The organism is Devosia sp. T2-14, assembly GCF_055397495.1.
The window spans coordinates 2,734,451-2,747,282 of the sequence record NZ_AP027921.1 but is presented as its reverse complement, the minus strand read 5'-3'; the positions used below and the strand labels follow the sequence as shown (position 1 = coordinate 2,747,282).

At 62.4% G+C, this 12,832-nt stretch carries 13 protein-coding genes; 3 read left to right on the top strand and 10 right to left on the bottom strand.

All coding sequences use genetic code 11. The annotated features are described in order from the left end of the window. Positions 1-117: 117 nt before the first annotated feature. The 8 genes from recO to rpoZ form a co-directional block, all read right to left on the bottom strand. A complete protein-coding gene (gene recO, locus ACZ5WT_RS13345) occupies positions 118-825 on the bottom strand; it encodes a DNA repair protein RecO (RefSeq protein ID WP_464284276.1) in 708 nt (235 codons plus the stop codon). 76 nt (positions 826-901) lie between these two features. After that, complete coding sequence (era, locus tag ACZ5WT_RS13340) at positions 902-1,825, bottom strand: GTPase Era (RefSeq protein ID WP_464284275.1); 924 nt, start codon at positions 1,823-1,825, stop codon at positions 902-904. Further along, positions 1,822-2,529 carry a ribonuclease III gene (gene rnc / locus ACZ5WT_RS13335; protein WP_464284274.1) on the bottom strand — a complete coding sequence of 236 codons (708 nt, stop codon included), beginning with the start codon at positions 2,527-2,529 and terminating at the stop codon, positions 1,822-1,824. Before rnc ends, era begins: the two co-directional genes overlap by 4 nt. Continuing rightward, a complete protein-coding gene (gene lepB, locus ACZ5WT_RS13330; protein ID WP_464284273.1) occupies positions 2,526-3,329 on the bottom strand; it encodes a signal peptidase I in 804 nt (267 codons plus the stop codon). Before lepB ends, rnc begins: the two co-directional genes overlap by 4 nt. A gap of 87 nt (positions 3,330-3,416) precedes the next feature. After that, positions 3,417-3,833 carry a holo-ACP synthase gene (gene acpS / locus ACZ5WT_RS13325; protein ID WP_464284272.1) on the bottom strand — a complete coding sequence of 139 codons (417 nt, stop codon included), beginning with the start codon at positions 3,831-3,833 and terminating at the stop codon, positions 3,417-3,419. After that, positions 3,830-4,423, bottom strand: coding sequence for an orotate phosphoribosyltransferase (gene pyrE, locus ACZ5WT_RS13320; RefSeq protein ID WP_464284271.1), 594 nt, complete (start codon positions 4,421-4,423; stop codon positions 3,830-3,832). The genes acpS and pyrE overlap by 4 nt, the downstream gene beginning before the upstream one ends. Then, positions 4,410-6,695 carry a RelA/SpoT family protein gene (locus ACZ5WT_RS13315; RefSeq protein WP_464284270.1) on the bottom strand — a complete coding sequence of 762 codons (2,286 nt, stop codon included), beginning with the start codon at positions 6,693-6,695 and terminating at the stop codon, positions 4,410-4,412. The genes pyrE and ACZ5WT_RS13315 overlap by 14 nt, the downstream gene beginning before the upstream one ends. 179 nt (positions 6,696-6,874) lie before the next feature. Next, on the bottom strand, positions 6,875-7,243 hold the full coding sequence (gene rpoZ / locus ACZ5WT_RS13310; RefSeq protein ID WP_464284269.1) for a DNA-directed RNA polymerase subunit omega: 369 nt from the start codon (positions 7,241-7,243) through the stop codon (positions 6,875-6,877). A gap of 250 nt (positions 7,244-7,493) precedes the next feature. Here rpoZ and ACZ5WT_RS13305 point away from each other — a divergent pair, with 250 nt between their 5' ends. Continuing rightward, complete coding sequence (locus ACZ5WT_RS13305; protein WP_464284268.1) at positions 7,494-8,069, top strand: LabA-like NYN domain-containing protein; 576 nt, start codon at positions 7,494-7,496, stop codon at positions 8,067-8,069. Between the two features lie 92 nt (positions 8,070-8,161). Here ACZ5WT_RS13305 and smpB read toward each other — a convergent pair whose 3' ends face one another. Together smpB and dapA are read right to left on the bottom strand one after the other, a co-directional pair. After that, complete coding sequence (gene smpB, locus ACZ5WT_RS13300; protein WP_464284267.1) at positions 8,162-8,659, bottom strand: SsrA-binding protein SmpB; 498 nt, start codon at positions 8,657-8,659, stop codon at positions 8,162-8,164. A gap of 5 nt (positions 8,660-8,664) precedes the next feature. Next, positions 8,665-9,540: a 4-hydroxy-tetrahydrodipicolinate synthase gene (dapA, locus tag ACZ5WT_RS13295; protein WP_464284266.1), complete on the bottom strand. Its 876-nt coding sequence runs from the start codon at positions 9,538-9,540 to the stop codon at positions 8,665-8,667. Between the two features lie 266 nt (positions 9,541-9,806). Between dapA and ACZ5WT_RS13290 the strand changes: the two genes are divergently transcribed. Together ACZ5WT_RS13290 and ACZ5WT_RS13285 are read left to right on the top strand one after the other, a co-directional pair. Next, positions 9,807-11,834: a lytic transglycosylase domain-containing protein gene (locus ACZ5WT_RS13290; protein WP_464284265.1), complete on the top strand. Its 2,028-nt coding sequence runs from the start codon at positions 9,807-9,809 to the stop codon at positions 11,832-11,834. A gap of 54 nt (positions 11,835-11,888) precedes the next feature. Further along, positions 11,889-12,827, top strand: coding sequence for an alpha/beta hydrolase (locus tag ACZ5WT_RS13285; protein WP_464284264.1), 939 nt, complete (start codon positions 11,889-11,891; stop codon positions 12,825-12,827). The last annotated feature ends 5 nt before the right edge of the window (positions 12,828-12,832 follow it).

The window sequence follows — 12,832 nt, the reverse complement described above, 5'->3', positions numbered from 1 at the left end:
GGCGGGGTGCCAACCCGGAGGCGGAGGGCCACGGACATGGATCCCGGCCTGCGCCGGGATGACCCGGTGGGCTTTGGGGCACCACGTCCCCGCCCTCCCATCAGGTGCAAGACGTCTTCAGTCTTCCTTGCTGAGCATGGTGATCAGCAGGTCGCGGGTTGGGGAGGGTTCCTGCTGCCTGGGGCCCCAGAGGTGGGCTTGTAGGAAGTGGCCGGAGAGATGCAGGGCATCGGCGATGTCGTGGGGGCCGGCATTGCCGCGGCCGGTGAGGAAGCTGGGCAGCGGCAGAAGGCGGTCGAGATAGGGTTGGGCGGCCTCGCGGCAGACGGCGCGGCCCGATTTGGGCGAGACATGCGTCAAGCCGGTGGTCTGGCCGGTGACGGCGCAGCAGGAGAGATCGAGCCCATAGCCGAGGTCCTCAAGCAGAGCGAGTTCGAAGCGGGCCAGGTCGGCGCCGTCCGGGGCGCCATCGATAAGGTGCAGGGCCATGCCCAGCATGCGATCATTGGCATCGCGCTCGGGCAGCAGGCGCAGATGATCACAGACGGTCTGGCTGAGGTAGAGCCGGGTGCGGTCATTGATGAGCTCGGCGGCACGTGCCTGCAGCAGTTCGACCGTGAAGGTGCCGAGGTGGTCTTCAAGGCGGGCGCGCCAGGTGAGCTGGATGGTGTTACCGGGCTGAAGAACCGCCCCCAGCTTGGGGGAGCGACCGCCGCGCACGAGGCCGAGATTGCGGCCACGGCCGACAACCATCACCTCGGCGATGACGCTGCTCTCGCCGTGGCGGCGCACACCAATCAGCAGGCCTTCGCCGGTCCATTCCATGGGTCAGAACCCTGTGCCATACCCTCGTGTTTCGACAAGCTCACCAATGCCCGGCGCGGCCGAGGTCACGCCGTCGTCAGCTTTTCCCGTGCGGGTATTCGAGACCCATTTCGCGGTAGCGCTCGGGGTCGTCGCCCCACTTTTCGCGGACCTTGACGAACAGGAAGAGATGGATCGGCACTTCGTACATGGCCATCAGTTCCTTGCGCGATTCCGCGCCAATGGCCTTGATGGTCTGGCCGCCGGCGCCGAGCACGATCTTCTTGTGGCTCTCGCGGGAGAGGTAGATGACCTGGTCGATCTTGTAGGAGCCATCCTTCTGGATCTTGAAGGACTCGGTTTCGACCGTGGAATTGTAAGGGATCTCGTCGTGGACGCGCAGGAACAGCTTCTCGCGCGTGATCTCGGCGGCGGTGATGGCCATGGTGAGATCGGTGAGGTGATCCTCGGGGAAGTGCCAGGGACCGGGCGGCACGTGCTTGACGCACCAATCGATGAAGTCTTTGACGCCGTAACCCTTGAGCGCCGAAATCATGAAGGTGGCCTCAAAGCGCAGCTTCTCGTTGAGCGTCTGGGACAGCTCAAGCAGGGCTTCGTTCTTGATGGCATCGATCTTGTTGAGGATCAGCACCTTGGGATGGGTAATATTGGCGAGGCCCTCGATCAGGGCTTCCAACTCCGACGTGATACCGCGCTCGGCATCGACGATGAAGGCGACGAGATCGGCATCCCCTGCCCCGCCCCAGGCGCTATCGACCATGGCGCGGTCGAGCCGGCGCTTGGGCGCGAAAATGCCGGGTGTGTCGATGAAGACCAGTTGGGCCTTGTCGAGCGTCAGCACGCCGCGCACCTGGCTGCGGGTGGTCTGCGCCTTGTGGGTGACGATCGACACCTTAGTGCCGACAAGGGAATTGAGCAGCGTCGACTTGCCGGCATTGGGGGCGCCGACCAGCGCGATGAAGCCGCAGGACGTATCAGTCGGTTCGATGGGCATATTCATTTTGCTTCCTTCCAAACCTTCTGGGCGATGAGGAACAGTTCGGCGGCCTTGTGTTCGGCGATCTTCTTGGAAGGACCGGTGGCGCTCAGCGGTTCGTAGTCACCCAGACTGACGGAAATGGTGAATTCGGGGGCGTGGTCGGGACCGCGCCTGTCGGTTTGACTGTAGGTAGGCGGTTCCAGCCCGCGGGCCTGCGCCCATTCCTGCAGCGTCGTCTTGGCGTCGGCCTTGTTGGCCTGGCCATCGGCGAGAAACTCTTCGAACATGCGCTCGACGAATTCATAGGCCTTGCCCATGCCGCCGTCGCAATAGATGGCCCCGATGACCGCTTCGGTCACGTCGCCCAGGATGGCTTCCTTTTCAGCGCCGCCGGTGCGGGCTTCACTGTCACCCAGATTGAGTTCGGACCCAAGGTCGAGCGTGCGGGCTATTATCGCACAGGTTTCCTTGCGGACCAGCGTATTCAGCGTGCGGCTGAGTTCGCCCTCGTTGGCCTTGGGATAGCGGCGGTAGAGCATGTCGGCCACGACGAGGCCAAGCACACGGTCGCCAAGGAATTCCAGCCGCTGGTAGGAGCGCTCGATGCGCTTGGCCGGCGAAACGGCGCTGGAATGGGTCAGCGCCCGGTTCAGCAGTTCCGGATCGGCAAAGCGGTAGCCTAGCCGAAACTGCAGCTTGTCATGATTGCGGACGCCACGACTCATTGCGGCTGGTGATCGACGGACTGGAACATGCGGTCCCAACGGACATTGGCCGGCCACTGCCACAGCTGCCAGGGCGGAAGATTGTCCTTGATCGAGAAGAAGCGGAACTCGGCCTTGGCGATGAGATTGACGGCAGGCACGTAGCCAACCTGGCTCAGCACGCGGCTATCGGCGGAGCGGTCGCGGTTGTCACCCATCATGAAGTAGTGGCCGGCGGGAACGACATATTCGGCGGTGTTGTCGAGCGGACCGTTATCGACGATTTCCTGAATGATATGGGTCGTGCCCTCAGGGAAGGTCTCGCGATAAACGGTGACTTCGCGGGTCTGGCCTTCGCTGTCGGTATCCTGCGCCTTGCCGATTTCCTCGCGTTCGATCATGGCGCCATTAATGTAGAGGCGGCCTTCCTTGACCTGGATGGTATCGCCCGGCAGGCCGACGATGCGCTTGATGTATTCGATATCCTGCGGAACCGGACGGAACACGGCGATGTCGCCGCGGTTCGGATCGCGGCCGAAGATGCGATTGTTGATCGGCAGCTCGAAATCGAGCGCGGTGAAATTGCCGTAGCGGCCCAGCGAGAAGGAGTGCTTGCCGTAACCCCAGACGAACTTGTTGGCGACGAAGTAGTCGCCGATCATCAGGGTCTGCTGCATGGATGCAGTGGGGATCGAAAATGGCTGATAGAGGAACGAGCGCAGCACGATCGCGATCAGCAGAGCTTCGACCACGACGACGATGGTCTCTACCCACTCGTTGGTCGCAGACTTCTTGATGGGCTTGTCGACGCGCTGGCTCATGAAATTCCCCGGAAATGCGGTGTCGCAGGGTTAGGCGTTTGTCTGTGCCGGGTCAACTTAGTTGGCCGGCGACCTATCCCGAAAGGTCTACAACTTTTCGGGTTCAGGCTGTGGAAGCGCCTCGATGATGACGAAGGCCTGGGCGAGCCCGGCATCGTCGGTGATGGTCAGGTGGATGTGGGGCACGTGGCCCGGCGGCACAAGGCGCGCCAGCGCTTTGGCAGCACCATTGGTCAAATGCATGGTCGGCTTGCCCGATGGCAGGTTCACCACGCCCATATCCCGCCAGTAGACGCCATGGCTGAGCCCGGTGCCCAGGGCCTTGGAACAGGCCTCCTTGGCAGCAAAGCGCTTGGCGTAGGACGCGGCGCGCTGCGCCCGGCGGTCGGACTTGCGGCGCTCGATTTCGGTGAAGCACCGCATGACGAAGCGATCGCCATAGCGCTCAAGGGTCTTTTCGACCCGACCGATCTGGCAAAGGTCGGAGCCGAGACCGATGATCATTTGACGCCCTGAATTCCGCGGCTGCCCGGCTTGACGGCCGGGATGGCGGCCAGTTCGGGCGGCAGCTGATCGGCTGGGTAGGCGGGCACCTTGTATTCGATGAGGCTGACCAGCGGCACGCCGACATCGGCTTCGCCGCCAGAGCGGTCGATGAGGCAGGCAGCAGCAACCACGTTGGCGCCAATAGCGCGCAGGGATTCAACGCATTCGCGGATCGACAGGCCGGTCGAGACGATGTCTTCGACGACGATGACCTTGTCGTCCGGCGCGATTTCAAAGCCGCGGCGCAGTTCGAACTTGCCATCGACGCGCTCGGTATAGAGCGCAGGCAGGCCAAGCTGGCGGGCGGTTTCGTAGCCGGGAATGATGCCGCCGATGGCAGGCGAAACGACCTTGGTCACCCCACCAAAGCCTTCGGCGTGGATCTTTTCGGCGAGGGCCTTGCAGAGTTTTTCGGTCTGGGCGGCATACTGAAACACCTTGGCCTTCTGCAGGAAGACCGGCGAGCGCAGGCCGGAAGACAGGATGAAGTGGCCTTCAAGCATGGCACCGCATTCGCGGAAAATGGCCAGAACATCATCTTTCGTCATCAACAAACCTCTTATCTACCTTGCCGTCCCACTCCAGCGTCGAAATCATGGATGCTTCGCGAATGCCAGCACGCTGGACCGCGGAGAGGCCGGGGCTACGCTTGAGCGTTGCCAGAACATCGGTGAGTTGCGCAAGGTCGCGCACTTCAATTTCGAAGATCATCTGGTGAAAGTCGGGCGAAATCATCCGCATCACCAAATTGTTGATGTTGGCGTCGCAAGCCGCGATGGCCGATGAGATTTGCGCCAGTGAGCCGGGCTTGTTCACGGACTCCATGGTTATGACCGTGGAATAGAGCCTGTCATCGCCGGGGGACAGGTTCCAGCGCACGTCGACCCAGGCCACGTCGCTGTCGTGCTTGTCGATCAGGGCATCCGAATGGATCGGATAGACCTGGATGGGCGCATCAGGCTGCAGGATGCCGACGAGACGATCGCCGGGGACCACGCCTTCGCTCGAAACCGAGACCGGCATGTGGAAATCGAGCTGCGCCAGGGCGGCCTTGGCATTGGGACCGGAGCGCTGGCCGCCGGGCACGCGGAAGCGGAAGAGATCGGTGGCGCGCAGGGCGAACCAGCCATCGGCCGTATTGGCTACCGGCAGATCGAGTTTTCGGCGGCGCTTGCGCAGACCCTTGAGGGTGGCGAGTTCGGCAGCCAGGGGCTCGGAGCCAACCTTGCCCTCCCCCACCGAAATCAGCAGGTCGCGCTTGTTGGTGAAGCCGAGGGCTTCAGCGAGAGCCTTGGCCTCGCTGTCATCGAGCATGACGCCTTCGCGCTCGAGCAGCATGTTGAGCACGTGCTCGCCCAAGCCCTGTGCGCGCTGGGTGGCGGCATGGCGCACGGCGCGGCGAATGGCGGCGCGGGCCTTGCCGGTGGCGGCAATGCCCAGCCAGTTCATTGGCGGGGAGTGGTTCTGGTCGCGAATGATCTCGACTTCGTCGCCGCTGCGCAGCTGGGTCACCAGCGGCAGGATCGAGCCGTTGATCTTGGCGCCGACGGTGGTGTCGCCGATATCGGTGTGCAGGGCATAGGCGAAATCGATGGGCGTCGCGCCCCGCGGCAGGGCGATAAGGCGGCCGCGCGGGGTGAAGCAGAACACCTGGTCCTGGAAGAGCTCCAGCTTGGTGTATTCAAGGAAATCCTCGGTCGAATTGCCGGCCGTGAGGTGGGCAATGGTCGAGCGCAAGGACCCATAGGCCTGCGATTCATTTTCAATGCGGCCAAGGTCGGCCGAGGCGCCATCCTTGTAGAGGGCATGCGCGGCAATGCCGAATTCGGCAATCCGGTCCATTTCTTCGGTGCGGATCTGCAATTCTGCGCGCTGGCGGCCGGGGCCGACAATCGTGGTGTGGATGGACTGGTAGTCGTTGTGCTTGGGGACAGAGATATAGTCCTTGAAGCGGCCGGGCACGACCTTCCACTGGGTGTGGACCACCCCGACAGTGCGATAGCACTCGGCAATCGAGCCGACGATAACGCGGAAGCCGATCATGTCGGACAGCTGTTCCAGCGCGATCGACTTGCGCTCGATCTTGTTGAAGATCGAGAACGGCGACTTCACCCGCGCCTTGACCCGGGCGGTGATGCCTTCAATGGCAAGACGCTCGCTGAGTTCTGTCGAAATGGTGGAGATGGTTTCGCGATACTCCGCCTGCATCTCATCGAGGCGGGCGGTGATCGCTGCATAATGATCGGGCTGAAGAATCTTGAACGAGATGTCTTCCAGCTCGTTGCGCATGTCCTGCATACCCATGCGCCCGGCGAGCGGGGCATAGATATCCATGGTCTCCTGCGCGATACGGGTCCGCTTTTCGGGCGGCATATATTGCAGGGTGCGCATGTTGTGCAGGCGATCGGCCAGCTTGACCAGCAGCACGCGTACGTCCTGGCTGATGGCCAGCAACAGCTTGCGCAGGTTCTCGGCCTGAGCCTCTTCGCGCGACACCAGATTGAGGCGCTCGATCTTGGTGAGGCCATCGACGATGGCGCCGATTTCAGCGCCAAACAGCTGATCGATTTCGGCGCGAGTGGCATCGGTATCCTCGATCGTGTCGTGCAGCAGGCCGACGGCGATGGAGGCATCATCAAGCCGGAGCTCGGTGAGAATGGCCGCCACTTCGAGAGGGTGATTGAAATAGGGGTCGCCGGAGGCGCGCTTCTGCGAGCCATGCTTCTGCATGGCGTACACATAGGCCTTGTTCAACAACTGCTCGTCGACGTTCGGGTTGTATGCCTGAACGCGTTCGACAAGCTCATACTGACGCATCATGGGGTTAGTCGCTCGCTTGGGAAAACGAGATTAGCGCTTTGAAGGAAAATGGGAAGCGCCGCGGTTGGTTATCTGAGTTGCACTTAGGTGGGAAGTTCTCGCTCGAACGCAGGGCGACGCCCCAAACGAAAACACCCTCGGCTTGCGCCGAGGGTGCTGAATTCTAGTGCAGCGACAGATTAGTCGTCGCGGCGCTCCGGCGGCGCCAGGCTCTCGATGCCACGCAGCAGCTCTTCTTCGCTGATGGTGTCGAAATTGATCGAATCATCGCCACCGGCGCTTTCGATCAGCGGAGCGGCATGGCTCTCGGGCTCGTCGACTTCGACATACTTCTGCAGCGAGTGGATCAAATCCTCGCGCAGATCTTCCGGCGAAATGGCGCCATCGCCAATTTCACGCAGCGCAACAACGGGATTCTTGTCGTTGTCGCGGGGGACGGTGATCTGGGCGCCCGACGAAATCATGCGCGCACGGTGCGCAGCCATGAGAACGAGATCGAAGCGGTTTTCGATCTTTTCGATGCAATCTTCAACGGTGACGCGGGCCACGAACGTCTCCAAAACTTATGGAATGAACGCTTCCCATACACGACTGCTCGGCCCGGCACAAGTTTTGCCTTGCCGCAGCCAACATGGATTTCGTTGCTGGATTGAACCCGATTCAGCCGTCTTGAACAACGCAAAAAAACATGCGAATACGCTGCTGCATTTAAGTTCTCGGCGGAATTTAAGCAGACTCCAGCCGCGCGCGTTTGGCAAAGTGCTTCGTGCGGCCAATGCCGCAGCTGGGAGGGTCGATATGCCCATAGATCCGCGTGAAAAGATCGTCCTGTTTATCGATGGCGCCAATCTATACGCGACATCGAAGGCAATAGGCATCGACATCGACTACCGCCGTTTGCTGGCGGAGTTCAACGCCAAGGCCTACCTTCTGCGCGCCAATTACTACACCGCGCTGGTCGAGGATCAGGAATATTCATCCATCCGCCCGCTGATCGACTGGCTCGATTACAACGGCTTTACGGTGATCACCAAGCCGGCCAAGGAATTCACCGATGCGGCCGGCCGTCGCAAGGTGAAGGGCAATATGGACATCGAGCTGACTGTCGATGCCCTCGAACTGGCCCCGTTTTACGATCACCTGGTGCTGTTTTCGGGCGATGGCGACTTTACCGCCCTGGTCATGGCCCTGCAGCGCAAGGGCAAGCGCGTGACGGTGGTCTCGACGCTGACGACGCCCACGCCGATGATCTCTGACGAACTGCGCCGCCAGGCGGACTTCTTCATCGATGTGGCTGATCTCGCCAAGACGGTTGGCAGACCCCCGAGCACACGTCCGCCTCTGCCACCGGTGCCACCGACTGTCGAGTCGTAGGCTGGGGCACGCCCTCGTGGTTCGAGGCTTGTAAGGTATGGCACCCCACCATGAGGGCTACTGGAAGGGGATGAGGTCGTGGCGCCAGCGCACTACCCTCGCCCGCCTTCCTTCATGATTCGGGATTTGTCGCGGTTCCAGTCGCGGTTGCGCTCGGTTTCGCGCTTGTCGTAGTTCTTCTTGCCCTTGCCGATGCCGATCAGCACCTTGGCGCGGCCCTGGTCGTTGAAGAACAGCTTCAGCGGCACGATTGTGTTGCCGGCGCGGGCCACTTCCTGATCCAGCTTGGCCAGCTGCTTGCGCGAGACCAGCAGTTTGCGCGGGCGGCGCTCTTCGTGGTTGAAGCGGTTGGCCTGCAGGTATTCAGGGATATGGGCATTAATGAGCCACAGCTCGCCCTTTTCGGGCGAGGCGTAGGATTCGGTGATCTGTGCCTTGCCCAGACGCAACGACTTGACCTCGGTGCCGGTCAGCACGAGACCGGCTTCCAGGGTATCGCCGATCTCGTAATCGTAACGCGCACGGCGATTCTCAGCCACGAGACCGTGGCTGATCACACCGTTCTTCGATTTGTCGTTCTTGGACGTCATAGGGTCTAGATAAGACCTGCGTGGGATATTGCAAAGTCCATCGCGTCCTGCGTCGGCTTGCTGATCGGCACGAGCGGCAGGCGCATCTCGTTGGTGCAGAGGTTAAGCCGGTTGGCTACATACTTCACCGGGGCCGGGTTGGGCTCCATGAAGAGGTCCTTGTGCAGGTAAACCAGCTTGTCGTTGATCTCGCGCGCACCGACGAAATCACCGGCGAGCGAGAGTTCCTGCATCTGCGAGCAGAGGCGCGGCGCAACGTTGGCGGTGACCGAAATGCAGCCATGGCCGCCGTGGGCGTTGAAGCCCAGCGCGGTGCTGTCATCGCCCGAGAGCAGGATGAAATCCTTGCCCAGCTTGTTGCGCTGCATGCTGGCACGCTCGAGGTTGCCGGTAGCATCCTTGACGCCGATGATATTGGGATGAGCGTCGCGCAGGCGGGCAATGGTATCGACCGTGAGGTCGACCATGGTACGGCTCGGCACGCTATAGAGAATGACCGGAATGCCGATGGCGCTAGCCACAGCCGAGAAGTGCTGGAACAGCCCTTCCTGGTTGGGCTTGTTGTAATAGGGCACGACCGAGAGCACGGCATCGGCGCCGGTTTCTTCGGCGAACTTGGCCAGCGAGACGGCTTCGGCGGTCGAATTGGAGCCTGCGCCGGCGATCACCGGAACGCGCTTGTTGGCGACTTCGATGGCGATCTCAACGACGCGGCGGTGTTCTTCGTGGCTGACAGTGGGGCTTTCGCCGGTGGTACCGACCGGCACAACGCCGTGCGTTCCCTCGGAAATCTGCCAGTCGACAAAGCTTGCGAAGGCTTTCTCATCCACGGCCCCATCGCGCATGGGAGTGATGAGTGCCGTTATCGATCCTCGCAGCATTGTCGAGATGTCCTTAGCTAGGCGCCACAGTTCAGCCGTGGCCTGTTGGTAGGGGTTGGCCAATGGATGGCCTGATTTGAGTGGCGCACCATACGTTCACTTGGCGGTCGGGACAACGTTTTCGTTGGCGTTACCCGACAGGATTGTCGAGTTAGGCCCACCACTTTCGCCGACAGCAACCTGATGTTTACCCACCAGGGCTAACGGTGAGTTAACCGCAGGATGGGGGCACCCTGTCGGGATCGTGCGTACCAGCAGGACAGCAGATGACCTATCGCTTGCGGGCAGGATTCATCGTCGCGGTTTTGGGACTGGCAAGTGTTACCCCAATCTCCAATGCGACGACCAATGATACGATCGACAGCGTAACCACCGGCGCGATACGCCCGGCTGAGCGCGTCGAGGTGGCCGATACCAAGGGCTCGGCTGAATTCCGCGCGGCGCTGGCAACACTGATCGATGGCGACCCGGTGGCCGCCTATGCCCGGGCCGGCGCGCTTAGCGACGAGCTCGAACGGCGCACGCTGGAATGGACGATCATCTATTTCAGCGCCGGGCAGATCGACTATTCGGCCATCGAGAGCTTCGCGACCGACGCGCCCGACTTCGCTTCGGCGAGCGTCTTCGCCACGCGGATCGAGCAATCGCTCGTCAAGACCGATGCGGCGCCCGCGGCAGTCGTCGCGGCACTTGGCGCGTCGCCCAGCACGATCGATGGCCAGATCATGCTGGCGGAAGCCTATCAGGCGCTGGGAAAAACCGCCGAAGCGGCGAACATGGCCAAGAGCCTGTGGATCAACAATTTTCTGACGGAAACCCAGGAAGCGCGGATTAGCGAAAAGCTTGGGGCGCTGCTGGATCGCGACGCTCATTGGGCGCGCGCCGTCAACCTGATGATGAACGACCGCGCGCGTGGCAGCGAGCGGCTGCTCCCGTATCTCTCCGAGGAGCAAGCCTCGCTGGTTGTCGCCCGGGCGGCCGTGTCGCGCAACGATGCCGACGCCAAAAAGCGGCTCGACAGCGTCGACCGCTCAATGCAGAGCAATCCGGTTTTCATCTTCTCGCGGGTGCAACGGGCGCGGCAATTCGAGCTGTGGCAGAGTGCCGTCGACTGGCTCGCCAAGGCGCCGGACACCCTGCCGAATGCCGACCAGTGGTGGTATGAGCGCCGCGCGCTGCTGCGCAAGTTGCTCGACGCCGGCGAGCCCAAGCTCGCCTATGCGGTAGCCGCTGGCTACAAAAATGGCCCCGAGGGGCGGATGGTGGAAGCGCAATTCCACGCCGGGTGGATCGCCCTGTCGTTCCTCGACGACGCGGCGGCCGCCAAGACGCATTTCACCGCCATGACGGCGCATGCCACCCTGCCCGACACCATAACGCAGGCCAATTACTGGCTGGCGCGGGCCAATATCGCCCTGGGCGACATCGACGCCGCACGGGCGGCATTCGAGAAAGCGGCCCAATACGGCACCGTTTATTATGGCCAGTTGGCCCAGGCGGAACTGGGCGAAGTGGGCGTTGGCATACGTCCGTTACCAGCGTGGACGCAGAGCGAGGCCCTGTTCGACCGCCATCAAATCGTGCGGGCGGTCAGGCTGCTCGATGCCAACGGCCAATCGGCCAAGGCCGTGCCACTGCTGCGCAATTTCGCCAACGGGCTCAAGACAGGGGGCGAGTTGGCGCTGGCCGCCCGGCTGGCCGAGGAGATCGGCGCGCATCATTTGGCGATTTCCATCGCGGGCACGGCCGAGCAGCGCGGAACGCCGCTCGACCCATTCAGCTTCCCCAATGACGTACTGCCCGCCGATGCGCAGCTGGCGACCAGCCGGGCCGCCGTTTACGCGGTGGCGCGACAGGAATCGATGTTCCAGGTGGACGCGGTTTCGTCGGCGGGGGCGCGTGGGGTGATGCAGCTGATGCCCGGCACGGCGCAGGACGTGGCACGCAAAGTGGGAGTCGACTACTCTCCCGCCCGGCTGGTGAGCGACCCGGCCTACAACGCCCTGCTCGGCTCAACCTATCTCGGCACCCAGCTCAACCGCTATGACGGATCACTGGTGCTGGCGGCGGCCGCCTACAATGCCGGCCCGGGCAATGCCGACAAATGGATCAAGGCCTATGGCGATCCGCGCGCGGAAAATGTGGATCCGGTGATCTGGGTCGAGCTGATCCCCTTCCCGGAAACCCGCACCTATGTGAAGCGCGTGCTCGGCAATTACCTGGTCTATCGGGCGCGGCTGGGCGACAGCCCGCTGACGCTGCAACAGGCGCTGCGGACAATCCACCAGCAATAGCGCTTGAGACGGGCGGCCAGCTGCCCCAAAGTAGTGGCAACGAGAGTTGCCACGATGCCCCGCGCCAGAACCATACCCTCCGAGCACCCGGCCTTTGCGACCCTGCCGATCAGCCATGTGGCGCTATCGGCAGGCGTGCGCGCGGCCGTGCATGTATCGGGCACTCTATCCAGCAAGCGTCTGCCGGTGGTGTGCCTTGCTGGTTATCAGCGCAATATGAGCGATTTCGCCGAATTCACTGCCTATTTCCGGCGGATGGGCGGTGGCGAATGGCCGGTGGTTCTGATCGACCTGCCCGGTCGGGGCCGCGCCGATGACCGGTTGCGCACCGAGGATTACAGCTCGTTGCACGATGCGCGCGACGTGGCATCGGTGATAACAGCGCTCGGCATCGGCAGGACCATCGTACTGGGCCAGGGGCATGGCGGACAGGTGGCCATGGCGCTAGCGGCGCGCCACCCACTGCGGATTGCCGGGACCGTCTTGCTCGATTCCGGGCCGGTGACGGACTCGCGCGGCATCGTCCGGCTGCGCAATAATCTGGCGCATGTGGAAAACCTGCGCGGCGCAAAGCAGGTGACAGCAGGCTTTCGACGCATTCTTGGCGGAGACTATCCCGGCCTGCCCGACGATCAACTCGACGCACTGATGGGGCGCAGCCACCGGATCGACAAGAGCGGGCGCGCGCAACCGCTCTACGACCGCCGCCTGATCGAGGCGCTGGCCAGTATCAACTACGACGACGTTCTGATGCCACAATGGCCGCTGTTTGATGCGCTGACCTGTGCGCCACTGATGCTTTTGCGAACGCAACTGACCGATCAGCTGCGCCGCGAGACCTTCGACGAAATGGTGCGCCGCCGGCCCGACGCCACGGCATTGACGATTGCCGGGCAAGGCTCACCCGCGCTCTTCGATCAGCGCGAGGAAATCGAGGCCGTCGCCGAATTTGTTATCGGGACCAGCAGGAATCTCCTGGGCAAGGCGGCCTGAACCGC

Excerpts from the sequence above, each read along its gene's own strand:
- dapA (WP_464284266.1), bottom strand. The coding sequence starts at position 9,540 with ATGCTGCGAGGATCGATAACGGCACTCATCACTCCCATGCGCGATGGG.
- ACZ5WT_RS13305 (WP_464284268.1), top strand. The coding sequence starts at position 7,494 with ATGCCCATAGATCCGCGTGAAAAGATCGTCCTGTTTATCGATGGCGCC.
- ACZ5WT_RS13285 (WP_464284264.1), top strand. The coding sequence starts at position 11,889 with ATGCCCCGCGCCAGAACCATACCCTCCGAGCACCCGGCCTTTGCGACC.
- era (WP_464284275.1), bottom strand. The coding sequence starts at position 1,825 with ATGAATATGCCCATCGAACCGACTGATACGTCCTGCGGCTTCATCGCG.
- recO (WP_464284276.1), bottom strand. The coding sequence starts at position 825 with ATGGAATGGACCGGCGAAGGCCTGCTGATTGGTGTGCGCCGCCACGGC.
- lepB (WP_464284273.1), bottom strand. The coding sequence starts at position 3,329 with ATGAGCCAGCGCGTCGACAAGCCCATCAAGAAGTCTGCGACCAACGAG.
- acpS (WP_464284272.1), bottom strand. The coding sequence starts at position 3,833 with ATGATCATCGGTCTCGGCTCCGACCTTTGCCAGATCGGTCGGGTCGAA.
- rnc (WP_464284274.1), bottom strand. The coding sequence starts at position 2,529 with ATGAGTCGTGGCGTCCGCAATCATGACAAGCTGCAGTTTCGGCTAGGC.
- ACZ5WT_RS13315 (WP_464284270.1), bottom strand. The coding sequence starts at position 6,695 with ATGATGCGTCAGTATGAGCTTGTCGAACGCGTTCAGGCATACAACCCG.
- smpB (WP_464284267.1), bottom strand. The coding sequence starts at position 8,659 with ATGACGTCCAAGAACGACAAATCGAAGAACGGTGTGATCAGCCACGGT.
- pyrE (WP_464284271.1), bottom strand. The coding sequence starts at position 4,423 with ATGACGAAAGATGATGTTCTGGCCATTTTCCGCGAATGCGGTGCCATG.
- ACZ5WT_RS13290 (WP_464284265.1), top strand. The coding sequence starts at position 9,807 with ATGACCTATCGCTTGCGGGCAGGATTCATCGTCGCGGTTTTGGGACTG.